Origin of the sequence: Alkalibacillus almallahensis, from assembly GCF_011761495.1 — a bacterium.
Taxonomy (GTDB): domain Bacteria; phylum Bacillota; class Bacilli; order Bacillales; family Alkalibacillaceae; genus Alkalibacillus; species Alkalibacillus almallahensis.
Genome location: NZ_JAASRU010000005.1, coordinates 157,935 through 183,766 on the forward strand (window position 1 = coordinate 157,935; position 25,832 = coordinate 183,766).

Here is a 25,832-nt window from a genome sequence, read left to right on the forward strand (position 1 = left end):
TTAGAAATAGTCGAATAATTTATGATGAAGTCTTATTCTACATGGCTTATCCTTAACATTCTTTTTAATAATGTCTATTTCGTTTAATTAATCCTTATAACTAAAAATTTGCTGTTTGACTTCTAGGTTGCAGGTAAAAAAGAGGGAATCTGTAGGTCATTCTGTGGAGCTTTTAATTGTGCTAATATTCTAACATATTTTCATATAAAGAACAAGCTATTACTGTCTAAACACAAAAAACCGTTCTTTGCAGCAGAAGCCACAAAGAACGGTTTTTTTAATCAACATTCGGTTTCGCTAAACTAATGACTAAGTCCCCAGGTTCGCCAATTAATGTTTGTTTCTCTGGTGAATAGAAATCTAACATACCTGATTGTCTTAACATGACAAGTAATACGTCTTCCGCATCACAATCATCTAAGAAATCATTGTAAGTGTATTCTTTCGTAATTAGTTTCTTCTTGAATATGAACCCTCGATTGATCTTCTCGTTTAACGTCGTCCATGTAATATCATCACTAAATAATACCGTACCACTAATGTGATGACTAACATCATTTAATGTATCACCAGCATCTGATTGAAGTGGTAGTTGATAAAGTTTTTCCTTACCATATTCAGGCTTAAATGTTGAACTGACAAGCGTATTATAAGAATCATATTCCGTAACACTTAACATGAAATCATAAGGTGTCATATCAAGTTGGTATTCCATTTGTTCTGACAGAATTTCTTCATGCTCATGTGGTACGCCTGCTTGCTTCGCATGGGTCAAACGACTGCTTGAAGCATCCGTCACGATCACAGGAATATCTAAATTCTGCAATGTTTTAGCAAAACTAGTTGAGAATTTATTTGATCCCACAAAGATAACGCCTGGTTTATCATCCATGGAAAGTCCTAATTTACGTGATAGCCAACCAATGGAAAAACCATGTGCCACAACTGTGAAAAATACCAAACCAAACGTTAATGATGTTAATATACCTGCGTCATCATAGCCAGCATCCAATAAGATACTTGCGAAATAGGCTGAAACGGTTAACGCCACAATACCTCTTGGTGCGATCCAACCAACGAGTAGCTTTTCACGGAATTCTAAATTAGTTCCAATCGTTGATAAGAAAATGGTTGCTGGACGAATCACAAACAACATCATCGCTATAAATAATAAAATATTCGGATCAAAAATCGATAATAAAGTGTCACGACCTAGTGATGCTGTTAACATGATAAAAATCGCTGATATGAGTAAAACAGATATATTTTCCTTAAAGTGACGCATGTCATTAATCGAAGCAATATGCATGTTAGCAATCACAATACCCATGACGGTAACAGCTAATAGTCCAGTCTCATGCATAATCATATCGGGAATCACAAAGGCCATAATCACGGTCACAAGAACGACAGGTGATTTTAAGAACTCAGGCACTGCGCCTCGTTCAAAGGACCAGCCAATCATATAACCAAATAAACCGCCGATAATCGCTGCAACTAATGAAGCAAGCAAGAACATGAGAACAGCGCTAAATTCAACTGATTCTGTTGTTAAGAATTGAATAAACTCAAATGAGAAGACAGCAATTAACGCACCGAACGGGTCAACAATCACGCCTTCCCACTTCAAAACGGCCGCTGCTCGCGGCTTTAATTTCGCTTGGCGTAATAAAGGTAGGATGACAGTAGGACCTGTCACGATAAAAATACCACCAATAACGAAAGCCACAGCCCAGGATAAACCTGCGATATAGTGAGCTGCTAGGGAACCTAATATCCAGGCTAACATTGCTCCTATTGTTACAATGCGAAACACAGGTTTTCGCATGCCACGAATTTCTCGGTAATCGAGATTAAGACTTCCTTCAAATAAGATAATCCCGACGGCAATCGAAATTAATGGTCGAAACAATTCCCCCAAGTCCTCTTGCGGGTTCATAATTCCTAATATTGGCCCTGCAATCAGTCCGACAATCGACATGACCACAATAGCAGGCATACGCGTTCGCCAAGCTAGCCATTGTGAGAAAACACCGAAGCCACCGATTAACATGAGCACCATTAAGATATGATCCATCCTGATTCCCCCTAACGCCTGTTATATTAAATAAGAAGGATGATGTACGTGTCATGACACATCCTTTAGTATTTTTGGCACAAGATACCCTGCCATTATAAATACGTGTTATGCCACCGTCAATCGAAAACTTCTACCCCTTGCCATGACAGTTTTTAGGCGTCAGTTTCACTTGATAAAAGTAGTCTTATCATAACGATAAAATGACGGAAAATCAATTCAAAAGGTATTAGGGCTCATGGACCAAATGGTGATCAGCTAAAGTAAGGACTATTAACTCAAAATTACACTAAATTAATAATTCATCGACAAATTACAAGGCATTCAATCATAAAATATGCTATATTAAAATTAGACGTATTTATCATCCAAGCAATCGATGAAGGAGTATGTATAATGATTGGTTCAAGAGTTAAAAAATACCGCAAAGAAGCTGGTATGACTCTGTCTCAACTTGCTGAAGAGGCTGGAGTCGCTAAATCTTATATTAGTGCGATTGAACGAGACTTACAGCACAATCCATCCATTCAGTTTCTTGAAAAGGTGGCAACTGTATTAAACATCGACATCGACCAACTCATTAAAGATGAATCGCTTGATGATGATTGGGAAGAATTAGTGAAAGAAGCCATGGATTCTGGTGTTTCAAAAGATGAATTTCGTGAATTTATCGAGTTTAATAAATGGAAGAACAGTAATCACAATGAATAACCAACACCATATAAATAAACACCCGTTTATAACTGATTAAGTCGTTATAAACGGGTGTTTTTTGCTTGCACGATCAATCGATTTTCTCCGTCAATTGTACACGTAATCAATGTGACAATCGATTGATCGCCTTTATTATGAAGAATGTCAATTTCTTCAGGCGACACAACAGTGGTCTGAAACACTTCATATTCAATCATCTTATCTCTTGTTTCAATTGTAATGTCGTCGCCACGTTCTACTTGATCTAGGGTTGAAAATAGCCGTCCTTCCGTTCGTGAACGATGAGCTGCTACTCCAATATTTCCAGGTTCTCCAAACCTATTGCCTTGTCGGATCAACCCCGCTCCAATGTCTAATGATTGAGCAGAAATATCGTCTAATAAGGGTAAGGTTAGACCTAGCTTTTCAATATGGATTAGCCCATAAACATTTTCATCTTGAAAAGTCTGACTGTTAGGCTTGCTCGTCGTTTGTGCCTCCACTTTTAAGTGATCATTAATAGCCTGGAAACCTTCCACTAAATCCTGCTCTTTTTGCATATGCTGTGCTTGTTGTAAATCAGGCCACGCTATCACCACAAGTCCAATCACAATGAAACCTACAGCAATCAACCTGGTCATCAATCATTCACCCACATCTCTTTCAATCGTTTATGCCACAACATCAAGCATATACCAGCTGATACCAACAAAACTCCGATAACATAATATGGGTAAGGAATCGTTTCACCCGTTTGCGGAAGTAATCCACCAGGTAATGAACCACCCGTGAAAGGTAAGAAACGGTCTTCTTCACCCGGGACAGACTCATTATCCTCTACTAGTTGAGTTGAAAATGATAACTGAACGCCAATATTTAACCCTTGATACGAATTATCAGATTCCATAGGAAATTCGACGTGAAACAGCAGCTCTTCCTCATCTTCTACATCTAATGTAACCATTTCCGATTCTATAAAATTGGCTAAGGAACCTTGATAAAGTATTGTTTGCTGATCATCCTTCACCGTTAACTCCAATTGTTCATATATATAATTAGAGCCATGTAAGTATTCAGAATCTCCAATTACTACCAATGGCGATTCATGATGATTTTCAACACGAACAGTTTCTGTCATATAATCACCAGGTTTTAGTTGATCCACCTCAAACATGACATCATCTGGACTAACACTAAACAAATGATCATCAGCTTGTGACACGATTGGTTGCATGCTCAGCATCAATAAGATGATAAAGGTGACGAATAACGAACGCATCACGTCACTCCTTTCTATCTTGCGAAAAAAAGATAAGGAGGCCATCCCCCCTTATCTTTTATGGATTTAATTTACTGTGCCGTCTCGGTTTGTATCTGTACTTTTATTCTCATCAATGGAACCATCGCCATCAAATCCTTGACCTTCCCATTGACGTGCTTCGAAGGATACTTCAATGTTTGCAGAATCACCTTGGAAGCGGTTTTGTTTATGTGTACCGTCTTCGTAGGTTTCGCTATCATCCTCAACAAATTCAATCACTAATTTCATCTGATCATTATCAGATGGAACAAGTGGGACACCTTCCCAACCTTCATTCGCAATTGTTGAAACGACTAAACGGTTATCAGCAAGTCTGTCTGGATTTGAGATAGCATTAATAATTGTGTTTCGCGCTCCGTTGACATCACCTGATGGTTTGTCATAAAGCGAGTCCGACGCTAGATAGAGATCCTTAAGTGTTACGTTTTCAATCAACGTATGTGGATAGTTGCTATCATTTCCTTCTAGACCAATTTTCATAAATTTCAACTCAAATTGGTCTAAATACTCTAAAACATCTGTATCAGCTTCATCTGCCCAAGCGTCACCGTAACCAGCTTCACCTTCAGTTGGAACATAATCCTCGAACCCTACATCTTCAATCGTCATCAGCACGTCTTTGATCGCTAAACTACCTGAGTTATTGAATTGAATTTGGCGAGTCATTTTATCACCTGGTTTCAGATCACTAATATTGAACGTATAAGGTTCACCATCAATTTGTGATAAATCCATTTTTAGGGTCCCAGCTTCGACGCCACCTGTAGTAGCTTCAATGTCATTAAATGCTGCCCAAGTACCACCGGCTATCAAGCTAAGCCCCATCGCTCCAGCAATACCACTAACAGCTAATTTCTTTTTCATTGTCATAGTCTATCTTCTCCTTTGCTACGATATATTACTGTGCATTACCGTCATTACTTCTGTCATCGCCACCCATTTGTGTTGCTTCGAAATCAAAGTCTAAAGTTGCACCTTCACCTTGGAATTTGTTTTGTTTGTGATAACGTGAACCATCAAATGTCGAGTTATCATTAACGAATTTAATTTTCACATCATAACTCATGCTATCTTTTGCTTTTAATCCAACATCATTCCCTGAACCTGTAATATCTTCTGGATTATTATGATTAACCAAAGTATTTAATGAAATACCATTATTAGAACCGTTAATAAATACCTTGAATTGACTTAAAAAATCATTCATATCATTTTTAGCTTTTTCACCAAATTTGTCTTCCAAACCTAATAAATCCTCATTTTTCCATCCATCAGCTGATACTTGAGTCAAAATTTTATTAATATCAAGTGATCCTTTATTTTCTAATACAATAGTCTTTTCAAAATAGTCACCCGGTTTTAAGTTTGAAATATCAAATTGAAAAGTTTCCGCTTCATCAACCGCTAAATCCAATGTCCCTGCTGCAAATGTGTTACTTACCTCTTCAACATCATTAAATGCTGCGTACGTTCCTCCTCCGATTAAAGATAGGCCAAGAACACCTGTCATGACACCTACACCTAATTTTGATTTAAAACCCATACTAAAATTCCTCCTTGAATTGTATCTCTTAATAGAGATTTTGATATTTATTTCATCGAAACTCAGTAAGCTTCGATAAAAGCATTAGGAAACATCTTCATTCAGTTTTGGTCGATCCATTCGTTTCTGTTTCTTCTCTTCTTTATAAGCTGTGACGATCATTTTAATCGACCAACCAATTAACCATAAGCCTGGGATCACAAGAAGTAGCATGATGCCCATACTCGAATTCGCAAAATCCATAACATAACCTATATACGGAACATTAATGCCACCGAACTTGCCGTAGATATTTTCTGGTAACACAGCATTTGCATCAGCTGCATCATTGTTGTCTCCCTTAGTTCGGAACATCAGTTGACCATCATTATTTAATACATCGATAATTCGATGTGTGACAAACGTTTGGTTATCTTCTTGAAACATAATGATGTCGCCTTCTGCTAGATTACGAACATCATAGTTTTGATTAATACCAATCACAGACCCCGTCTGAATCTCTGGTTCCATGGATCCGGAATAGACCACTTTTAACTCTTGCCCAAAAATAGTCGGCTCTCCATTTGACGTGACGTTCGTGATGACCATTGTGAATACGACTAATAGCATACTCACTAAAATTATGTTCATCGTTCGACCTAGCCATTTGAGTGTTTTTGTTTTCATACCATCACCCCTATTCCTTCTCATTTTGAGCCCCCTTTGATGATTCATCTTCTTTCACTTGAGTGTCATCATCTTTTGAATTTTGAGATTTTGTAGTTTGATCGTCTTGTTGCCTGTCATCAGTTGAATTAGTTTCAGCTGTTTCTTTTTCTTGTTTAGAGTCTTGCTGTTGTTCATTCTTAGTACTAGGTTGCTTTTTCTTTTGATCTTTTTTGTCATCTGGACTGTCTTTAGCAGCATCCTCGGATTTTTCTTTTGCTGCTTCATCTTTACTTTCTTGATCTTTTGAATTTTGTTCAGATTTTTGTTCGTTTTCTTGGTTGTTGCCATTATCTTGTTTAATTTCTTTATCTTCTTCTAACTCTTCATTGTTTTCTTGATTAGATGATTTTTTGTTTTGATTTTGTTCGCTATTGTTATCTTTACCTTTTTTTCCATTGCCTTTATTATTTTCTTTTTTATCTTTATGTCGTTCATCTTGGTTATTTTTCTTGCCATTATGACCTTCGCTATTTGCTGATTGCTTTTCTTCACAATCTTTTAGTTTAATTGCTTCACTTTTACCACCGTTGTCACCGCCTGGATGTCCGTCTTGTCGAACAAACTTAAAGTAATAACGACCATTATTGTCAGGGTTAAAAGTCAGTTCATCTGATTCTCCTTTACCAAGTAACTCTGTCTCGCCTTCAAAATCTGATACCCGCTGCCATTCCGGTTTTCCTTTAAGATTAGCCGCACGATACACATGATATTCCCAAGGGGATGTCATATCTTCACCCGAGTTCTTAATCGTGGCTATTATTTGCTCACAACCTCCATGAACTCCTCCAGTGAAAGTCAGTGAACTTTTATCCCAACCCTCTTCTTCCTCATCCTCGTCGTCATCCGGGATATCCGGCGTCCATTCCCCTACTTGAAATGCACCCTCAACTGATGTGATGTCATTAAATTTCGCTGCTGTTCCATCAACCGTCAAGGCTAATAGCAAAAATGCAATGTACACCGTTACTAGCGGTTTTATATACAAATTCCGTTTCATTTGCCGTCGTCGTTTTTTCGTCAAACGTCTTTGCCTCAAGGCCTTCACCACCATATTAAATTACTCCAACGTTTTATTATATGCTTCCGTTCTTTATTAAGAACAATTCAAAGTATATATGCTTGTAATCTATTTGAAAAATCCAATATAACCTCTTTTGTTCTCAATAATGAACAAAATTGCGTTATTTACTTTGAATTTCTAGTTTTTTCTTAAAATTCCGCCTATTTATTCTTTATAAAGAACAAAAACATTAAAAAAGAGCCTACGTTAAACCATTAAATGATTTAACGTAGGCTCTTAGAACCTGTTTTATCCGTTTCTATAGAACTATTCTGCTCGTTGGTGTTGTTGGCGTAATTCTGCTAGTTCATCCTCAATTCGATTAAGTGATTTCTCTAGCATTGCGACGTTACCTCCGTTTGCTTCCATCTTATCTAAATCACCTTGAATTCGAATATAATCCATTTTTAATTGATCAATTTGAGCTTGAATTTCATCTTTAGTCATTCTATTCACTCCAATCACAAAATCAAGTCTATTGTAACGGATATGTGATTTTTCATGCAATTCATACGTCTTTAAACAAAGAAAACCCGCGCTTCATCTCAATAATCAAGATAAGCACGGAACACGATTAGTTTTGATCATAGTCTGTTAATGGTGAAAAACAAAACTTTTAAGTGGGACCGTTTGTTGTTTGGATTCGTTGTTGATTTGATACTGAATCTTCAAGTCACTTAAATCAAATTGATAGTTTTGTTCATGCATCGTTACTTTAAATACGACTGTCATTTCATTTTCTGTCATGTTGAAATCATCTGGTTGTTCATACTCGCCAACAACTTCTCGCATATCAGGGCTGAATCCGTAATATAGATCTGTCTGGTTATTCGGATCGATGAATGTTTCAATATAAATACTTGGATCAGTTTCAGTTAAGACAGATCCATCATCCTTAATAATTTCTAACCCTTCAATGGTTGGTAGCGTTTCTCCTGTCCATTTGTATGTGTGACCGATATAGACATCGAGATATTCATTAAACACCTTGGCGTGAGCACCTGTATGACTAACGTTGACAAACTCACCCTTATCACTGTTCGCATCTACAACAAAATAACCCATAAAAGCGACAATGACCAAAAGGGGACTTATTAACAGCCACCTGACTTTATTCATTTTGACACCTCTACCCAATATTCTACTATCATTATATGCCTACAGATATTATTCTATACTTTTTGTCAAAATCCTGCTAGGGGTGAATTTTACCTTTCCAATATGAAAACAGAACATGAGCTGCTACACGGCTGGTCATGTTGCGGAAATCAAGGGTTGGGTCTATTTCAACAATATCCATCGCTTTAACGGCGTCAGAATTTGAAGCTCGCTCAACACCTGTCAATAAATCATGACTCGTCATACCTCCTGGTCCAATTGCTGGGCAGCCTGGTGCATATGCTTGGTCGAGGACGTCCATGTCAACTGATAAATAAATTAGATCGACTTGATTAATAAGATGCTGAATCGCTTGGTCAACTAATGCCTCAACGCCTCGCTCTTTCACATCATCCATCGTAAAAACGGTCACACCGTACTCTTTTGCAAATTGATCATAAGCAGCAGCATTCGTAAAATCACGGATTCCAATTTGAACGAGATGATCGCCACTTAAAACTTGGTCCTCTATTGCACGGCGAAAAGGAGTCCCATTCGTTGGGCCGCCATCTTGTAAATTTCGAAGGTCATGATGGGCATCAAATTGAATCACACCAATTGTTCCTACTTGTTGCTGATACGCTTTTAGTGAAGGGTACGTCACTGAATGGTCGCCACCTAATAGAAAGAGTTCATCCACTTCTTGACGGTTTAATATTGTCTTAATCGATTCTGTTATTCGATCTTGTGAACCTGGAATATCAGTTGGATGCATATTGATATCTCCAAAATCAGTCACTTGTTCGTGATTAAAATCTATCCCTAACCCATTAGAATAAGTCGAGTAACTAGCCATTGCCTGACGAATAGCCCCCGGTGCGAAGGCTGCCCCAGAATGACTAATGGATGGCTTGGATAGAGGTGCTCCAACCAGCCCGTATCGACGGTACTCACCGTCCGCTTCAATAAGCAATTCATCAAACTTCGTGACGTGCTGGTCTTTAAATTTAGCCTGACCAGCAGGTTTTAAATGATCAGCCAATTAAACCACCTCTCTGGTATAAGATTCGTCCTGCTTTCATCACTGTATTCACGTGGTTAACCCCGTAATGATAAGGAATGTATTGATAATTAGGCGCGTCCCAAATCACGATATCAGCTTGATGACCTTCTACGATCTTTCCAGCTGTATCGCCACGGTTAATCGCATGCGCCGCGTTCGTTGTCACGGCATACCAAATCTCTTCAGGTGTCATCTTCATCTTCAAAGCTGCAAGTGACATAATCAGCTGAATATTCTCTGTGACCGAGCTTCCAGGGTTAAAATCGGTCGATAAAGCAATGGCAGCGCCCGCTTCAATCATGGCACGCGCTCGTGCATAATCACCTTTTCCTAGATAAAAGATCGTCCCTGGCAAAAGCACTCCAATTGTCTCTGAGTTTCCAAGTTGGCGAATACCTTCATCAGTCGCTACGGCTAAGTGATCTCCTGACACAGCGCCTAATTCAACGGCTAACTCAGTTCCACCTAATGGATCAATTTCATCCGCGTGCAATTTTACATCGAAGCCATAATTTTTCGCTTCGTTTAAATAACGTCTAGATTGTTCAACGGTAAACACACCCGTCTCAGTAAAAATATCAACGAATTCAGCTAAATTCTCTTCTTTAATTTGCGGAAACATCTTGGCCATTTCATCTAAGAGAGCATCTGGATTATCACGATAATCCTCAGTAATCGCATGTGCGCCTAAGAATGTCGACACTATATCTAGTGGATGATCTTGACTAGCTTTCTGAGCCACACGTAATTGCTTAAGTTCTGTCTCACGGTCCATCCCGTAACCACTTTTAGCCTCAACCGTAGTGATTCCGAATTGTGCCATACGATCTAAGTGAAACATCGCTTTATCATAGAGATCGTCTTCCGAAGCTTCTCGAGTCGAACGAACCGTTGATAAAATGCCGCCACCTTGTTTTAAAATATCTAAATAAGGGACGCCCTGCTGTTTCAAGGCCATTTCATGCTCCCGCGACCCACCAAATACTAAATGCGTATGTGGCTCAACAATACCTGGTGTGACAAGCTTACCGTGACAATCTATCTTTTCGTCTGCTGTCACTTGCTCCAACTCAACACTAGGTGCGATTCGTACCACTTTTCCATCCTCTATTAAGATAGCATATCGTTCATACGTGGATAATTGCTGCATGGCCTTTCCATGAACAGGTCCATCGTGGTCATCCATCGTTAATAATTGTCCGATTTGATACAGTAGTATTCTCATAGAGACGCCTCCCTTAATTATGATCAATCATTGGAATGTGAACACCTTTTTGGCGCGCCGCTTCTTCAGCCTTTTCATAGCCAGCATCAACATGACGAGCGACTCCCATACCTGGATCAGAAGTTAACACGCGATTAAGTCTAGCTTCTGCTTCTTTTGTTCCATCAGCTACAATGACCATGCCAGCATGAAGCGAATAACCCATGCCGACGCCACCACCGTGATGCACAGACACCCAACTAGCGCCGTTCACACTATTAATTAGGGCATTCAAAATCGGCCAATCCGCCACGGCATCGCTCCCATCTAGCATCGATTCTGTTTCTCGATTGGGCGACGCAACAGAACCAGCATCTAAATGATCACGTCCAATGACAATGGGAGCTGATACCTCACCTGATGCAACTAAATCATTAATCACTTGGCCAAAGCGCGCTCGCTCACCATAGCCTAACCAACAAATCCGCGCTGGCAAACCTTGAAATTGCACACGTTCTTGCGCCATATCAATCCAACGATGCAAATGATCGTTATCAGGAAATGTCTCTTTTAACGCTTGATCAATTCGGTAAATATCGTTTGGATCACCTGATAATGCTGCCCAACGAAAAGGCCCTTTCCCTTCACAAAACTGTGGGCGAATAAAGGCTGGAACGAACCCAGGGAAATCGAAGGCTTGATTTAAGCCGACATTATAAGCTTCTTGGCGAATATTGTTTCCATAATCAAATGTGACCGCGCCACGCTCTTGTAAAGTCAGCATCGCCTTTACATGTTGCTTCATACTTTGTCTTGAATCGGTTAAATACTGCGATTCATCATCTTGACGTCTAAGCGCCGCTTCCTCCAATGAATAGCCAATCGGTACATAGCCATTAAGAGGATCATGTGCTGACGTCTGATCAGTGACTAAATCAGGTGTCACACCACGTTCCACCATATCCTGAAACACGTCAGCTGCATTGCCAACAAGCCCAATTGACAGTGCCTCACCGTTTAATTGAGCTTGATTAGCCATCTTCAAGGCTTCATCTAAAGAATGAGCGATCTGATCTAAATAACGATGCTCGATTCGCCGTTTAATCCGAGCTTCATCAACTTCAACCACAATCACAACGCCATCGTTCATGGTCACAGCTAAAGGTTGTGCGCCACCCATTCCTCCTAACCCAGCCGTTAACGTCAATGTCCCACGCAATGAACCATCAAAATGTTGTCTAGCTGCCTCTGCGAATGTTTCATAAGTTCCTTGCAGAATACCTTGCGTCCCAATATAAATCCAACTTCCTGCTGTCATTTGGCCATACATCATGAGACCAGCTTGATCTAATTCACGGAAATGATCCCAATTCGCCCAAGCTGGTACTAAATTAGAATTGGCGAGTAACACACGCGGTGCATCAGCATGTGATTGAAAAACGGCAACAGGTTTTCCTGACTGAATCATCAAGGTTTGATCGTTTTCTAGCTGTTCTAATTCACGCACAATCGCATGATAGCTCTCCCAATTTCGCGCGGCTTTACCTATTCCACCATAAACAACGAGTTCATCTGGATTTTCTGCAACATCTGGATCTAAATTATTCATTAACATGCGGAGCGCTGCTTCTTGCACCCATCCTTTTGTCTTTAATTCCTTCCCGTGTGGTGCTTTAATTGACTTTACCATTAAATGACCTCCTTACGTTTTGAATCATCCTTTAACCATGTTGTTAGAGCTTCAATGTCGTATGAAAATGGTCGGTCTTCGGTAATCGAAGGAACGATTTCTCTTGCTTCATCCAATAATTGGCGCGTCCTCTGAGCCATTCGGTTAACGCCCTTCACCTCGACTGCCTCCATCGCACAAATTAACTCAATCGCTAAAACACGCTGGACATTATGAGTAATCTGTTGCGCATGACGAGCGGCAATCGTCCCCATACTCACATGATCTTCTTGATTCGCAGATGACGGAATCGAATCCACACTGGCGGGATGGGCTAATGTCTTATTTTCCGAGACGAGGGACGCTGCTGTATATTGCATGATCATCGCTCCAGATTGTAACCCTGGCTCAGGGCTTAAAAATGGCGGTAAATCATTGAGTTGCGGATTAACCAATCGTTCAATTCGTCTTTCAGCGATATTAGCAATTTCTGAAACGCCTATCTTTAATAAGTCCATGGCAATCGCAATCGGCTGCCCATGGAAATTACCACCTGAGACAACATCGCCATTTTCAAAAATGAGTGGATTGTCTGTCGCTGCATTGATTTCTATTTCTAACTTATCCCGAACATAATCAAGCGTTTGCCAAGAAGCTCCGTGAACCTGTGGCAGACAACGGATTGTATAGGCATCTTGAACACGTTTTTCGCCTTGTGATGTTGTTAATTGACTGTCTTGTAATAGATCTCGCATTCTTCTAGCAACAGCGGTTTGTTCATCATAACCACGCGCTAAATGGATGCGTTCATCAAACGCGTCAATAACCGCCTCGAGACCTTCCATTGTCATCGCAGCTATTTGTTCAGATTGTTTGAGCAATCGCTCGGCTTGTAAATACGTTTGCACACCCATTGCTGTCATGGCTTGCGTACCATTAATTAAAGCTAATCCTTCTTTGGCTTGTAAGTTAATAGGTTGTATGTCATGTTGTTTTAAAACCCCTCTAGCTGGTTGACGTCCCTCTTCTGTAAACACCTCCCCATCACCAAGTAACACTAGTGCCAAATGAGCAAGTGGCGCTAAGTCACCGCTCGCACCTAACGATCCCTGTGACGGGATAACAGGGGTGATCTGTCTATTGAGTAATTGACAAAGTGTTTCAACGACAACTGGACGTACGCCTGAGTAACCTTTTAATAAGGCATTCGCACGTAATAAGACCATCGTTCGACTTACCGATTCTGAAAATGGTTCACCCACACCGCAAGCATGCGAATAGATCAAATGTTTTTGTAGATCATCTAAATCGGTTTCATCAATTTCCACATCACTAAACTTACCGAATCCTGTATTAATACCATACAATTTTTGATGACCGGCTAACGCCTCTTCAACATGAGCGCGACTTTTCATTAGACGGGTATAAGCATCACTTGAAATAGCAACGGGTTCAGCGTTTCGCACGATTTTCTCAATATCCTCTAATGTCAGATCATACCCATTTAACTCAACGGTCATATCATCACCTCCAACACATAATAAAAGGGGACTTATTCTTAGACACACTAAGAATAAGCCCCCTATTCGCTAATGACTTATGGGCTTCATTTATATATGATTAATTCCTAAACCAGCTGTTTCATGTTCTAAACCACGCACTGGCGCACCAATCGTCCCGTATAAAGCAACGGCAATCCATTCACCTTCAGCCCTATTTTCATAGGCTACACCACGGACGATGACAAATTTGAGTCCAACTGTCCGCATCACGTCACCAAGTTGCGCTTGTCCACGCGTCACACCTTGTACGGCTTCTAAAATCGCATGATAAAGGGCGTGCATTTCACGGTATAAGGATTCATCAATTAATCCCTGGCGCTTAGCTGCGGTTTCGATGGCTGAAACAACCTTTTGTAATTCCATTGATCCTGTCTTACCTAAACACGTCTGATAATCAGCGGCCTCGATTGTTTCGACTAACGCTTCTTGCTCTTCACTAGTGGCTAATACTAATTGAAGCGCTGACTTGCCAATCGGCCGATGAGGTTGGTCAACCATTCACAACACCATCATTTCATTCAATTTTCATCTAAAATTGTAAAACAATTTCGAAAATAAGTCAATGTAAACTAAAACGCTATTCGATGAGGTCATCAAATAGCGTTTCAATCTATACCTATTCATTATTCTTTGTGATTATGCGTTGGATCCCAAGGGAAGTCGGCACCAAAACGTTCAGCCAACATTTTTGATTCTTTACGGCGTTTTTTACGGTAATCCGCACGTTCAGCCGCTCCTGCATTTAGCCATTTCTCTTCACTGGATTCAGGATAAACAGGCGGTACTTCAAGTGGTGTACCATCTTCACCAACTGCAACCATTGTTAAGAACGCTGTGGTACAAACAGTACGCTCACCTGTTAATAAATTTTCTGTGATGGCTTTAACAAACACTTCCATTGACGTTGTCGATGTCCACGTCACAAATGCTTCTAAACAAATGGTGCTACCCTCTTCCACTGGGACTAAGAAGTCGACAGAGTCTGTTGAAGCTGTCACAACTGGTGTGCGTGCATGACGAGTTGCGGCGATTGCTGCTACATCATCCATATAACGCATGAGCTGGCCACCAAATAATGTGCCGTGGCCGTTCGTATCTGGTGGTAGGACGAACGAATTTTTGACCGTTAATGATTGAATACACGGTTTCGCTTCCATGATCATCACCCTTTATCTATAAATTTAGTTGAATATCACTTTATATTCTGTCGCCTAATGTGGCGAAAACCGTTCATATTATATCACGCGTAAGCTTCTTTGACACGTATAATACTCAGTTAAACAAAAAGGTTTGCAGGGAATCCCCACAAACCTTTTTTAAATTAATCTTTCTTTTTGATTCCTTGTTCTTCTGCTAATCGTTTGGCGACTTTTACGGAGTCCCAAACAGGTGGTAATAGTAAGAGCGAGACTGGAACGGCAGACACAACGATAAAGTTCTGTAACATACCGATACTGTCACCACTACCATCACCAATTGCAATAAGCGTAGCTGCTACTGCACCGAAAATAAGGGCCCAGAAGACTCGAACATATTTGCTCGGTTCATCATTACCTGTTATAGCAACGGCTGATGCATATGACATAGAGTCAGTTGTTGTCGCAACGAACACGACCGTAATAATCAAGAAGCAAACAGCCAAGAATGAACTAAATGGCAATTGTTCTAATATGGCTGCAACTGCAGCTTCTTGACCAACATTATTAAGCGGATCGGAAATAACACCTGGATTGTCCATTTCAAATGATAGTCCAGAGCCACCTAATGTCGCAAACCAGAAGTTACTGACTAATGGCGCCATAATCGCCACTGCGACAACAAGTTCACGGATTGTACGACCGCGAGAAATACGAGCGATAAAGATCGCCATCATTGGTCCGAAACCAATGAACCAACCCCAGAAGAAAACGGTCCACCAGCTTAACCATGCGCCATCACCACGAGTTAAACTCATCATTAAGAAGTTTTGCATTTGGAATGCCTCAGCTGTGATGAAAGCATCTAATATAAACATTGTCGGACCGATAATTAAAATAATAATCATTAAGACGATCGCAAACCCAACGTTAAATCGGCTTAATAACTGGATCCCTCGATCAACACCCGAGATAGCTGAAATACTCGCAATGGTTACAAGAATAATAATAAACGAAATTTGTGTAAACAATGTACTTGGAACACCGAATACATCTTCAAAAGCATATGCGGCTTGAATACCTAAGAAGCCAATTGCACCAATTGTACCTGCTGCAACAGCAATAATTGATGTGACATCGGCTAAAACACCCCATATATTAAAACGACGGAAAATCTTATCGCCAAATACGGGATATAACATCGTTCTTGGCTTAAGTGGCATACCTTTATGGTAGTGTGCATACATAATGACAATGGTTGCAACAGTACCTAATATCGCCCATGCTGAGAAGCCCCAGTGGAAAAAGGCTTGTGCTAAACCTGGTACAACACGATTCCACTCACTCAATCCTTCTTCAGCAAATAATGGCGGTGTAGTCACATAGTGAGAAATCGGTTCACTTGAAGCCCAAAATACGCCACCTGCTGCCAATAACGTTGTTGTAATCATTGCAATCCAACGAAAATTACTATATTGGGCCTCTTCTTTATTACCTAAACGAACACGACCGTAGCGTGAAAACATTAAAATTAAACTAACAATTAACGTGGCAAGCATTAGTAGTTGCCAGAATAAACCGAAATACTTAGCGGAAAAATCAAATGATTTATTAACCGCTGTTGACGCGAAATCGGGAGTGAAAAACGCTAAAATAAGAAATAATAACAAGAATCCTCCACTGATCGCAAATGGACCCCATTGCGTCCCTGTTCCTAAGTATTCTTCGGAATAGTATTTTTTCTTCATCCTTGTCCTCCTGTAATTTTGGTGAATTGTGTGCTGTGTCTTTTTTGTGACATGTTTTTTACACAATTATTCTTAAATTTTAGTCTAATCGAGTTTATTCGTCAAAAATTTTATAGCAAAGTGATTTAGGCAAAACGTGCGAATTTTAAAGCTGTCGATAGCTGACCTATAGTATGTCGCTCTATTTATCCTCTTGTCTTGTTATTTGCTACTTTTTAGAAGTTATGAGGATTATGGCTAATTTTTTTGAGCAATAAATAATCCCCACGAGCTAATTACACTCGTGGGGAGAATAAATTAGTCTAACACTAGCTTTTGTTTGAGCTGGGTTAGCATATCTTCTGTCATTTTGTTGAGGTCATAGTCAATGGTGAAATCCCATTCGTCTTTTGCGGCTTTAGAGTCAATTGAGTTTGGCCAACTATCAGCAATGGCTTGGCGTACTGGATCGACATCATAATCCAATTCAAACTCTGGGATATGTTGTTGAATTGCCCGTGCAAAATCTTCTGGTGCAGCACTCATGGCTGTCACGTTATAGGCATTTCGATTTTTGAGACGAGCGGGATCCGCTTCCATCAAATCAATAATGGCCTTAACAGCATCTGGCATATACATCATATCCATGTAAGTACCTGCTGCTATATAAGATGTATATCGACCTTGTTTTAACGCTTCATAATACATTTCGACCGCATAATCTGTTGTTCCGCCACCTGGTTCTGTATCATATGAAATCAATCCAGGGAAACGAACGCTTCTCGTATCAACGCCAAATCGTTCAAAATAATAGTCACACAGTAACTCACCAGCGACTTTATTCACCCCATACATTGTTGTTGGACGTTGCACTGTTAATTGTGGTGTTTGATCTTTTGGTGTGGTTGGACCAAATGCACCAATCGAGCTTGGTGTGAAGAATTTAGCTTCACGTTTTCTGGCTACTTCAAGTGCATTCATGAGTCCATTCATATTGAGATCCCATGCCAACTGCGGATTATTCTCAGCTTTAGCAGATAATAACGCGGCCAAGTGAATAATCGTATCAACTTCATAATGATCTGCTATGCCCTGCATCGCATCACCATCTGTGACATCAAGTGTTTCGAATGGACCACTTGTCACAACAGGATGGTCAGCTTCTCGTATGTCCGTTGCAATCACCTGCTGATGACCATAACGTTCACGTAATGCCATCGTTAATTCCGAACCAATTTGACCTAAAGATCCGGTAATTAATATTTTATTCATCTCCGGTTCTCCTCCCGTTATGTTCTACTTCTCGATTAGATGACCCCTAATTCTTTACCGACTTTTTCATAGATCTTAATCGCTTGATCTAACATGTCTTTGGTATGAGCTGCTGTCGGCATATTACGTACACGCCCTGTTCCTCGTGGTACTGTTGGGAAGACGATTGCTTTCGCATAAACGCCTTCTTCGTTTAACCGTTTACTAAATTGTTGCGTCGTTTTTTCATCCCCAATAATACATGGCGTGATCGGTGTTTCACTTTGGCCAATATCAAATCCTAATTCTTTAAGGCCTGCTTTTAAGTAATTGCCGTTTTCCCACATTTGATCGTAAAGATCTGTCGATTCCATTAATAAATCAATCGCTTTGCGCGACGCTGCAACGTCTGCTGGCGATAATGATGTTGAGAATAAGAACGGACGAGAGCGGACTTTAAGCCAGTCGATTAGTTCTTGTTTACCCGCAACATAACCGCCGACAACGCCGATCGCTTTCGATAATGTGCCCATTTGGAAGTCAATTTTATCTTGTAAGCCGAAATGCTTCACTGTTCCTGCACCTTTACCAAGAACACCTGAACCGTGCGCATCATCGACATAAGTAATCAAGTCAAATTCTTCAGCAACATCAACAATTTCCGGTAACTTCGCAATGTCACCGTCCATAGAGAAGACACCGTCTGTAATGACCATCACTTTATTGTATTGACCAGATTCTGTTGCTTCTTTCGCCTTCTGACGTAAATCCTCCATATTACTGTGTTCAAAAGGAATAATCTTTGCCTTTGATAGGCGACAACCATCAATGATCGAAGCATGGTTTAATGAATCGGATAATATCGCATCATTTTTATCCATTACAGCTGAAATCGCTGCCATGTTGCAATTAAACCCTGATTGATACGCAATCGCTGCTTCTGTTCCTTTAAATTCTGCAATTTTCTCTTCTAATTTCACGTGCAAGTCTAGCGTACCATTGATTGTACGAACTGCACCTGCACCGACACCGTGTGAATCAACGGCATCTTTAGCAACTTCTTTCAAACGTTCATCCGTCGCTAAACCTAGGTAGTTATTCGATGATAAGTTAATCAGTTTTTGACCGTCAATTGTTATTTCAGGACCGTTCGCACCATCAACAGGGTCGATTTCATTGTAAAGTCCTTGATCTTTTAAATCTTGTAAGTTTTGTTGTAAAAATTGATCTAATGTTTCACTTGGCATAATGTCCCTCCTAAGCTAGTTTCACTCCATACATATGATAACATGTTTTGTTTTTTTGTGGGTTATAAATTGAGTCCCCACTTTAATCAGTTTTTAGCGCCATAAGCTTTAGCTTTAGCTATTCCGTAAATGAGATACGAAGTAATTTGTACATAAAAAAAGCAGGAAGTTTTTAACTCCCTGCTTCTATAACCATTAGCCACGTACTGCTGATGTGTCTTTGGTTGGTTGGTGCACGCCTGCTTCAATGTCCTTCATATAGTGACATGCAGCTACGTGACCATCTTGCATATAATCTTCATTTCTTAATTCCGGTGTCTCTTCTGCACATTTTTCTGTCGCAAATGGACAACGTGTGTGGAAGCGGCAACCTTTTGGCGGATCCATTGGTGACGGTACATCACCTTGTAAGAAAATACGATCTGTTTTCTTCTCTGGATCTGGTACTGGAATCGCTGATAATAATGCTTTTGTATAAGGATGTTGTGGGTTTTCGAAAATGGATTTCGTATCACCCATCTCAACAATCTTACCAAGATACATGACAATAATACGATCAGAAATGTGACGAACGACACCTAAGTCATGGGCAATGAATAAGTAAGTCAAGTTCATCTCATTCTGGAATTTCTTAAGCAAGTTTAACACTTGTGCTTGAATCGATACGTCTAGTGCTGATACAGCTTCGTCACAGACGATTAGTTTCGGGTTTACTGAAAGAGCACGTGCAATACCGATACGTTGACGTTGACCACCTGAGAATTCGTGAGGGAAACGATCAACTTGGTGTGGTTGTAGACCAACTGTTTCCATTAATTCTGCAATCTTTTCATTACGCTCATCTTGCGGTATAACTTTTTGAATTTCCATTGCTTCGTTTAATGTTTGGCGTACTGTCATACGCGGATTTAATGAAGCATATGGGTCTTGGAATATGATCTGTAAGTCTTTACGCATATCGCGCATTTCTTTTTTACTCATCGAAAGTAAATCTTGTCCGTCAAACTCAACTGTTCCGTCAGTTGGGTCATCAAGTCTTAAAATTGCACGACCAGTTGTTGACTTACCACAACCTGACTCCCCTACTAAACTGACTGTTTCACCTTCATAGATATTGAAGGAAATATCGTCAACCGCTTTAACATGGTTCACAGTTCTTCCTAAAATGCCTCCCTTAATCGGGAAGTATTGTTTTAAATTATTGATCTTTAGTAGTTCTTGCTTCTGGCTCATATACTTTCACCTCCGGATCGCCGTCCCATTCATCAGTGTAAATCCAGCAACGAACTTGTTCTTCATCACCAATATCCTCAAGATCTGGTAATTTCTCATGACATAAGTCCGTCGCAAATGGGCAACGCGGCGCAAATCGACACCCTACTGGCATCTCATGTGGCGCTGGTACTGTACCATGAATTGGCTCTAATTCTTCTTGGTCAACATCACTACGCGGTAGAGAGTTTAAAAGTCCAACCGTGTATGGATGACGTGGATTTTTGAACAGTGTGTTAACATCTGCATACTCTACGACTTTACCACAGTACATAACCGCAACATAATCGCATGTTTCAGCAACGACACCTAGATCGTGGGTAATCATAATAATAGACATATCAAATTCATCTTGTAATTCTTTTAATAACTCTAAAATTTGGGCCTGAATCGTTACATCAAGTGCTGTTGTTGGTTCGTCAGCAACTAATAATTCAGGATCACAAGCAAGAGCCATCGCGATCATCACACGTTGACGCATCCCACCTGACAATTCAAATGGATATTGTGTAACACGACTACGTGGAGAAGGAATTCCGACAAGTTCAAGTAATTCAACAGCTTTTTCTGTCCCTGCTTCTTTACCTAAACCACGGTGAATTTTTAACGCTTCACGTAATTGTTGCCCCACTGTATAAACCGGGTTCAACGATGTCATCGGCTCTTGGAAAATCATCGAAATTTGGTTACCACGGATTTTACGCATTTGATTATCATTATATTTTAATAAGTTATCGCCTTTAAAATTAATCTCGCCACCCACAATTTTACCTGGAGAATCAATTAATTGAAGGATCGATAACGCACTAATACTTTTACCTGACCCGGACTCACCTACGATTCCCAATGTTTTACCTTTAGGAACGTCGAAAGTGACGCCATCAACAGCTTTTACTTCATTACCTTCTACGAAGAAAGACGTTCGTAGATCATTAACTTCTAAAATTGTTTCTTGGCTCATCTTGTTACACCTCGCTTTCTATCATTAATCGTTAAGATCAATTCGCTTATTAAGGAATTTATACGAAATATCGACAATTAAGTTTACGACAACGAAGACAACGGCAATAATAAGAATACATGCCTGAACAACCGGGAAGTCACGTTGTATAATTGAATCGACTAGTAAACGTCCCATACCGTTAATCGCAAAGACTGATTCTGTTAACACAGCACCTGCTAATAAAGCACCGAATTGTAAACCAGCTACGGTAACAACTGGGATTAAAGCATTTTTTAGTGCGTGTTTATAGATAATAACACGTTTTTTAACACCTTTGGCACGAGCTGTTCGAATGTAATCCTGTGAGATGACATCAAGCATACTCGAACGCGTCATACGAGCGATAATAGCCGCACCTGCTGTACCGAGTGAAATAACTGGTAAGACAATGCTAGAAGGACCTTCCCATCCTGTTGGTGGGAACCAACCAAGATTAACAGCAAACCATTGGATCAACATTAAACCTAACCAGAAGTTCGGCATCGAAAGTCCGAATAACGCTATAATCATAATGGTAATATCTGAGATTGAATACTGACGTACTGCTGAAATAATACCTGCTAATAAACCCATAAAGATACTTAAAATCGTGGAATAGATTGATAGTTCTAGGGTCACTTTAAATTTGGGCCAAACTTCATCTGCTACCGGTGTATTATAGCGCATTGAAGTTCCTAAATCACCCTGAACAACACCGGAAATATAATCCCAATACTGTACTGGGAGAGGATCATTTAAACCTAAACTTTCTTCAATTTGTTCGATTGTATCAGGTGGTGCACTTTCACCAGCCATCAACTGAGCCGGGTTACCCGGAGTTAGGTGCATTAAAGAGAACACTAGAATTGATACACCGAGTAATACCGGAATCAGCTGCAACACTCGACGAATTATATATACAGTCATCTTGTTTGCACCTCTTTCCTATTTTTTCATTTTCGGGTCTAACGCATCACGTAAACCGTCACCGAAAATATTAAATGCCAACACGACAATGACGATTGCCATACCAGGGAAAAACGCAATATGTCCTGCGTCACGCATATAGCTTCGACCATCGTTTAACATGGCACCCCACTCTGGTTGAGGTGGCTGTGCACCCATACCTAAGAATGATAGACCCGCTGCTGTTAGAATCGCTGTTGCAATATAAAGTGTCGCATTAACAATCACTGGTGATAGAACGTTTGGTAGGATGTGTTTGAAAATAATGCGTCCATCTCCAGCTCCCAATGCTTTAATCGCATCGACATATTCAAGATTTTTCGCAGCTAATGTAGAACCACGAATAATTCTGGCAAATCCAGGGATAGCATAAATCGCAACGGCAATTGTTACGTTAACTAAACTACCACCTAGAATACTAACGATAGCTAAAGCTAATAGAATACCAGGGAATGCAAGTAGAATATCAATGAAACGCATAATAACGGCGTCAATTTTACCACCGTAATACCCCGCAATAATACCAATTGGAATCCCCATTGCTGCTCCCATAAAGACAGAAGCAAAACCAATTCCTAACGTTAGTTTCATACCATGAATAATTCTAGTAAAGATATCACGACCTAAGTGGTCTGTCCCAAACCAGTGTTCTGCTGATGGTCCAGCGAACTTGTTAATAACATCTGTATCAGATGGATCTGTCGATAACATCCACGGTCCAATAATTGAAAAGATAACTAATATTAAAATCGTGTAAAATCCGATTAAGGCAGGAACGTTCTTTTTCAAACGTCGATAAAAGTCTTTCGCCGCTTTAACACGAGGATTTTCGACTTTTGGTTGAGTAGGCGCTGCCTCTACTTGTTGATTCGACATAGTATATACCCCCTTTTAACTTCATAACCTATTATTTTCTTTGATGATCTAACCGATTAACTTAAGCAGAATCTTCCATTATATTGTTCAGAGCGTAAATATTACAAATTTCATAAATAGTGCAAAAATTTCGGTTGGACAATCATCATTTTAACACAATTGTAAGCGCTTCAGTAACAACAGTTTTTGGAAAGCTTGTTCGGCGAGTCTACTTTCTTCTTAACTATCATAAACGTATCTTCAAATCCTGACAAGAATTTACCTTGAATTAAGTCTATTCTGAATAATGCTACAATAATAACTTTATTCATTAAACCTGATATTTATCCATATTATTATACTGAAACTGCATGCTAAATAATATTTTAGATTAAATATAACCTTGCTAATAGTTTGAAAATGGTTTATAGTATCTTTGAGAGCTTACCTAAAAATTTAATTTAGGTTCGACTCATTAAAAACAATTTTTCAAGGGGGTAACACAAGCATGAAGTCAAACAAAACACTTTGGCTCGTAGCTGCAATGCTAGTTCTTTCACTATTTCTAGCAGCTTGTGCTGGTGGCGGATCCGACGATGAAGGCGGTTCAGGCGACGAAGGCTCAAGCGAAGATTCAAGCAGTGATGAAGGAAGTAGTGACGAAGGAAGCAGTGACGAAGAAGCTTCTGGTTCAGGCGGTAACGATCTAGAAGTTGCAATGGGAGCAGACATTGTATCTTTAGATCCGCACGGTAACAACGACGTTCCATCAAGTAACGTCCGTAGTAATATTTACGAAACACTTGTAACACAGAATGATGATATGGAGGTTCAGGAAGGTCTTGCAACTGATTGGGAACAAGTTGATGACACAACTTGGTCATTCACACTACGTGAAGGCGTTATGTTCCATGACGGTACTGAATTTACAGCGTCTGCTGTAAAAGCAAACCTTGATCGTATACTTGACCCAGCACAGGCGTCTCCACGTACTTTCCTTTATGAAATGATTACAGATGTTTCAGTTGAAGGAGACTATGAAGTTCAAATCACAACTGAATATCCATTCGCTCCACTACTTGCACACCTTGCTCACGATGCTGGTGGTATGATTAGTGAAGAAGTGATCGATGCTGACTACGAAAATGCTTTATCAGAAGCTGAAGAAGTAGATATGTCAGTCGAAGAGTATTATGAATTACGCGCTGAAGGCGGTAGCGAATTTGAAGAGGTTTCAGGAGAAATCACTGAATTCGTCGGTACTCACGTACAAGAGAATCCTTATGGTACAGGTTACTACAAATTCGATTCTCGTACATCAGGTGAATCAACGACTTTAACACGCTATGAAGATTACTGGGGTGAACCTGCAACGCTTGATAGTGTAACATTCAAAGTTGTTCCAGAACCTGGTGCACGTCTAGCAGAACTAGAAACAGGCGAGTCACACATTGCGGATATTACACCAACGCAAAAATCTAACGTTGAAGAAGGCGAAGGCATGCGCGTAGAACAAGTGCCATCAGTCAGTCTTTCTTATATCGGTTTTAACATGCAAAAAGAGCCATTCGATAACAAGAAAGTTCGCCAAGCAATTAACTTAGCAATTAACCAGGAAGAAGTTATTGAAGGTATTTATCAAGGTAATGGTACAGTTGCGACTGGCCCTCTAGCTCCTGGCGTATTCGGTTATGACGATAGCGTTGAAGGTTTAGGTTATGAGCCAGATCGTGCACAAGAACTATTAAACGAAGCTGGTTATGAAGATGGCTTCGAAACAACACTTTGGACGAACGACAACGAATCACGTGTTGAAACAGCTGTTTACGTGCAAGACGTACTAAGTGAATACAACATTGATGTTGAAGTACAAGAATTAGAATGGGGTACTTACTTAGAGCGTACGGCTAACGGTGAACACGACATGTTCGTTCTAGGTTGGTCAACTGTTACTGGTGATGCTGACTATGGTCTATACGCACTATTCCATTCAAGCGCAGTAGGTTCAACAGGTAACCGTTCTTTCGTAGAAAATGAAGAGCTTGACCAATTACTTGATGAAGGTCGTCGCGAAACAGACGAAGAAAAACGTAAAGAAATTTATTCAGAAGCACAAACGCTTCTAGCTGATATTGCTCCAATGGTTTACATTCACCACCAAGATCACCTTAAAGGTGTAAGAGAGAATGTAGAAAACTACTCTGTAGACCCATTAGGTATCCATCAGCTTAAGAACGTTGAAATTACTAACTAAGTAACCAACGACCTAAAAAAGGCTGGCCATTGCGCCAGCCTTTTTTTATGGCTCTAAAATATTTGTTGGGGTAGATACACAATTTAGCGTGAAGGTTTGATGGTGGCCGTTGGCATCATGTGATCCGCTTACGGTGGATGCTTG

At 40.1% G+C, this 25,832-nt stretch carries 24 protein-coding genes; 2 read left to right on the top strand and 22 right to left on the bottom strand.

The genetic code is table 11. From position 1 onward, the window contains the following. Positions 1-277: 277 nt before the first annotated feature. On the bottom strand, positions 278-2,077 hold the full coding sequence (locus tag FHR85_RS06270; protein WP_167262014.1) for a cation:proton antiporter: 1,800 nt from the start codon (positions 2,075-2,077) through the stop codon (positions 278-280). 396 nt (positions 2,078-2,473) lie between these two features. Here FHR85_RS06270 and FHR85_RS06275 point away from each other — a divergent pair, with 396 nt between their 5' ends. Beyond that, positions 2,474-2,788 (top strand): helix-turn-helix domain-containing protein, encoded by a 315-nt coding sequence (locus FHR85_RS06275; RefSeq protein ID WP_167262015.1) that lies wholly within the window; start codon positions 2,474-2,476, stop codon positions 2,786-2,788. Positions 2,789-2,832: 44 nt separating this feature from the next. On the opposite strand, the gene FHR85_RS06280 is transcribed toward FHR85_RS06275, so the two are convergent. The 21 genes from FHR85_RS06280 to FHR85_RS06380 form a co-directional block, all read right to left on the bottom strand. Next, positions 2,833-3,411 (bottom strand): class D sortase, encoded by a 579-nt coding sequence (locus tag FHR85_RS06280; RefSeq protein ID WP_167262016.1) that lies wholly within the window; start codon positions 3,409-3,411, stop codon positions 2,833-2,835. Beyond that, entirely contained in the window at positions 3,411-4,049 is a 639-nt protein-coding gene (locus tag FHR85_RS06285; protein ID WP_167262017.1) for an LPXTG cell wall anchor domain-containing protein, read from the bottom strand. Before FHR85_RS06285 ends, FHR85_RS06280 begins: the two co-directional genes overlap by 1 nt. A gap of 66 nt (positions 4,050-4,115) precedes the next feature. Then, positions 4,116-4,961, bottom strand: a complete 846-nt coding sequence (locus FHR85_RS06290; protein ID WP_167262018.1) for a TasA family protein — start codon at positions 4,959-4,961, stop codon at positions 4,116-4,118. A gap of 28 nt (positions 4,962-4,989) precedes the next feature. After that, complete coding sequence (locus FHR85_RS06295) at positions 4,990-5,634, bottom strand: TasA family protein (protein ID WP_167262019.1); 645 nt, start codon at positions 5,632-5,634, stop codon at positions 4,990-4,992. 84 nt (positions 5,635-5,718) lie between these two features. After that, positions 5,719-6,300, bottom strand: a complete 582-nt coding sequence (gene sipW, locus FHR85_RS06300; RefSeq protein ID WP_167262020.1) for a signal peptidase I SipW — start codon at positions 6,298-6,300, stop codon at positions 5,719-5,721. Positions 6,301-6,310: 10 nt separating this feature from the next. After that, positions 6,311-7,378: an amyloid fiber anchoring/assembly protein TapA gene (gene tapA / locus FHR85_RS06305; RefSeq protein WP_167262021.1), complete on the bottom strand. Its 1,068-nt coding sequence runs from the start codon at positions 7,376-7,378 to the stop codon at positions 6,311-6,313. A 291-nt stretch (positions 7,379-7,669) separates the two neighbouring features. Further along, on the bottom strand, positions 7,670-7,849 hold the full coding sequence (locus tag FHR85_RS06310; RefSeq protein ID WP_167262022.1) for an SE1832 family protein: 180 nt from the start codon (positions 7,847-7,849) through the stop codon (positions 7,670-7,672). Positions 7,850-7,996: 147 nt separating this feature from the next. Next, positions 7,997-8,521, bottom strand: coding sequence for a hypothetical protein (locus FHR85_RS06315; protein ID WP_167262023.1), 525 nt, complete (start codon positions 8,519-8,521; stop codon positions 7,997-7,999). Positions 8,522-8,597: 76 nt separating this feature from the next. After that, positions 8,598-9,542, bottom strand: a complete 945-nt coding sequence (gene hutG, locus FHR85_RS06320; protein WP_167262024.1) for a formimidoylglutamase — start codon at positions 9,540-9,542, stop codon at positions 8,598-8,600. Continuing rightward, the gene (hutI, locus tag FHR85_RS06325; protein ID WP_167262025.1) at positions 9,535-10,788 is read right to left on the bottom strand and encodes an imidazolonepropionase; all 1,254 of its coding nucleotides are present in this window, start codon (positions 10,786-10,788) and stop codon (positions 9,535-9,537) included. Before hutI ends, hutG begins: the two co-directional genes overlap by 8 nt. Positions 10,789-10,801: 13 nt before the next feature. Beyond that, positions 10,802-12,457: a urocanate hydratase gene (gene hutU / locus FHR85_RS06330; protein ID WP_167262026.1), complete on the bottom strand. Its 1,656-nt coding sequence runs from the start codon at positions 12,455-12,457 to the stop codon at positions 10,802-10,804. Beyond that, entirely contained in the window at positions 12,457-13,956 is a 1,500-nt protein-coding gene (gene hutH / locus FHR85_RS06335; RefSeq protein ID WP_167262027.1) for a histidine ammonia-lyase, read from the bottom strand. Before hutH ends, hutU begins: the two co-directional genes overlap by 1 nt. A gap of 90 nt (positions 13,957-14,046) precedes the next feature. Next, positions 14,047-14,496 (bottom strand): hut operon transcriptional regulator HutP, encoded by a 450-nt coding sequence (gene hutP / locus FHR85_RS06340; RefSeq protein WP_167262028.1) that lies wholly within the window; start codon positions 14,494-14,496, stop codon positions 14,047-14,049. A gap of 125 nt (positions 14,497-14,621) precedes the next feature. Further along, a complete protein-coding gene (locus FHR85_RS06345) occupies positions 14,622-15,155 on the bottom strand; it encodes an acyl-CoA thioesterase (RefSeq protein WP_167262029.1) in 534 nt (177 codons plus the stop codon). 164 nt (positions 15,156-15,319) lie between these two features. Further along, complete coding sequence (locus FHR85_RS06350; RefSeq protein ID WP_167262030.1) at positions 15,320-16,882, bottom strand: BCCT family transporter; 1,563 nt, start codon at positions 16,880-16,882, stop codon at positions 15,320-15,322. A gap of 297 nt (positions 16,883-17,179) precedes the next feature. After that, positions 17,180-18,133, bottom strand: a complete 954-nt coding sequence (locus FHR85_RS06355; RefSeq protein WP_167262031.1) for an L-threonine 3-dehydrogenase — start codon at positions 18,131-18,133, stop codon at positions 17,180-17,182. Between the two features lie 35 nt (positions 18,134-18,168). Continuing rightward, positions 18,169-19,359 carry a glycine C-acetyltransferase gene (locus tag FHR85_RS06360; protein WP_167262032.1) on the bottom strand — a complete coding sequence of 397 codons (1,191 nt, stop codon included), beginning with the start codon at positions 19,357-19,359 and terminating at the stop codon, positions 18,169-18,171. A gap of 195 nt (positions 19,360-19,554) precedes the next feature. Next, complete coding sequence (locus FHR85_RS06365) at positions 19,555-20,592, bottom strand: ABC transporter ATP-binding protein (RefSeq protein ID WP_167262033.1); 1,038 nt, start codon at positions 20,590-20,592, stop codon at positions 19,555-19,557. Continuing rightward, complete coding sequence (locus FHR85_RS06370) at positions 20,558-21,592, bottom strand: ABC transporter ATP-binding protein (RefSeq protein ID WP_167262034.1); 1,035 nt, start codon at positions 21,590-21,592, stop codon at positions 20,558-20,560. The genes FHR85_RS06365 and FHR85_RS06370 overlap by 35 nt, the downstream gene beginning before the upstream one ends. Before the next feature lie 24 nt (positions 21,593-21,616). Beyond that, positions 21,617-22,540, bottom strand: a complete 924-nt coding sequence (locus tag FHR85_RS06375; RefSeq protein WP_167262035.1) for an ABC transporter permease — start codon at positions 22,538-22,540, stop codon at positions 21,617-21,619. An 18-nt stretch (positions 22,541-22,558) separates the two neighbouring features. Then, positions 22,559-23,455: an ABC transporter permease gene (locus FHR85_RS06380; protein WP_167262036.1), complete on the bottom strand. Its 897-nt coding sequence runs from the start codon at positions 23,453-23,455 to the stop codon at positions 22,559-22,561. Between the two features lie 487 nt (positions 23,456-23,942). On the opposite strand from FHR85_RS06380, the gene FHR85_RS06385 reads away from it, so the two are divergent. Beyond that, complete coding sequence (locus tag FHR85_RS06385) at positions 23,943-25,688, top strand: glutathione ABC transporter substrate-binding protein (RefSeq protein WP_167262037.1); 1,746 nt, start codon at positions 23,943-23,945, stop codon at positions 25,686-25,688. Positions 25,689-25,832 lie beyond the last annotated feature (144 nt).

Coding starts and splice junctions, on each gene's coding strand:
- FHR85_RS06270 (WP_167262014.1), bottom strand. CDS start 2,077: ATGGATCATATCTTAATGGTGCTCATGTTAATCGGTGGCTTCGGTGTT.
- FHR85_RS06275 (WP_167262015.1), top strand. CDS start 2,474: ATGATTGGTTCAAGAGTTAAAAAATACCGCAAAGAAGCTGGTATGACT.
- FHR85_RS06280 (WP_167262016.1), bottom strand. CDS start 3,411: ATGACCAGGTTGATTGCTGTAGGTTTCATTGTGATTGGACTTGTGGTG.
- FHR85_RS06285 (WP_167262017.1), bottom strand. CDS start 4,049: ATGCGTTCGTTATTCGTCACCTTTATCATCTTATTGATGCTGAGCATG.
- FHR85_RS06290 (WP_167262018.1), bottom strand. CDS start 4,961: ATGACAATGAAAAAGAAATTAGCTGTTAGTGGTATTGCTGGAGCGATG.
- FHR85_RS06295 (WP_167262019.1), bottom strand. CDS start 5,634: ATGGGTTTTAAATCAAAATTAGGTGTAGGTGTCATGACAGGTGTTCTT.
- sipW (WP_167262020.1), bottom strand. CDS start 6,300: ATGAAAACAAAAACACTCAAATGGCTAGGTCGAACGATGAACATAATT.
- FHR85_RS06310 (WP_167262022.1), bottom strand. CDS start 7,849: ATGACTAAAGATGAAATTCAAGCTCAAATTGATCAATTAAAAATGGAT.
- FHR85_RS06315 (WP_167262023.1), bottom strand. CDS start 8,521: ATGAATAAAGTCAGGTGGCTGTTAATAAGTCCCCTTTTGGTCATTGTC.
- hutI (WP_167262025.1), bottom strand. CDS start 10,788: ATGAGAATACTACTGTATCAAATCGGACAATTATTAACGATGGATGAC.
- hutU (WP_167262026.1), bottom strand. CDS start 12,457: ATGGTAAAGTCAATTAAAGCACCACACGGGAAGGAATTAAAGACAAAA.
- hutH (WP_167262027.1), bottom strand. CDS start 13,956: ATGACCGTTGAGTTAAATGGGTATGATCTGACATTAGAGGATATTGAG.
- hutP (WP_167262028.1), bottom strand. CDS start 14,496: ATGGTTGACCAACCTCATCGGCCGATTGGCAAGTCAGCGCTTCAATTA.
- FHR85_RS06345 (WP_167262029.1), bottom strand. CDS start 15,155: ATGGAAGCGAAACCGTGTATTCAATCATTAACGGTCAAAAATTCGTTC.
- FHR85_RS06350 (WP_167262030.1), bottom strand. CDS start 16,882: ATGAAGAAAAAATACTATTCCGAAGAATACTTAGGAACAGGGACGCAA.
- FHR85_RS06355 (WP_167262031.1), bottom strand. CDS start 18,133: ATGAATAAAATATTAATTACCGGATCTTTAGGTCAAATTGGTTCGGAA.
- FHR85_RS06360 (WP_167262032.1), bottom strand. CDS start 19,359: ATGCCAAGTGAAACATTAGATCAATTTTTACAACAAAACTTACAAGAT.
- FHR85_RS06365 (WP_167262033.1), bottom strand. CDS start 20,592: ATGAGCCAGAAGCAAGAACTACTAAAGATCAATAATTTAAAACAATAC.
- FHR85_RS06370 (WP_167262034.1), bottom strand. CDS start 21,592: ATGAGCCAAGAAACAATTTTAGAAGTTAATGATCTACGAACGTCTTTC.
- FHR85_RS06375 (WP_167262035.1), bottom strand. CDS start 22,540: ATGACTGTATATATAATTCGTCGAGTGTTGCAGCTGATTCCGGTATTA.
- FHR85_RS06380 (WP_167262036.1), bottom strand. CDS start 23,455: ATGTCGAATCAACAAGTAGAGGCAGCGCCTACTCAACCAAAAGTCGAA.
- FHR85_RS06385 (WP_167262037.1), top strand. CDS start 23,943: ATGAAGTCAAACAAAACACTTTGGCTCGTAGCTGCAATGCTAGTTCTT.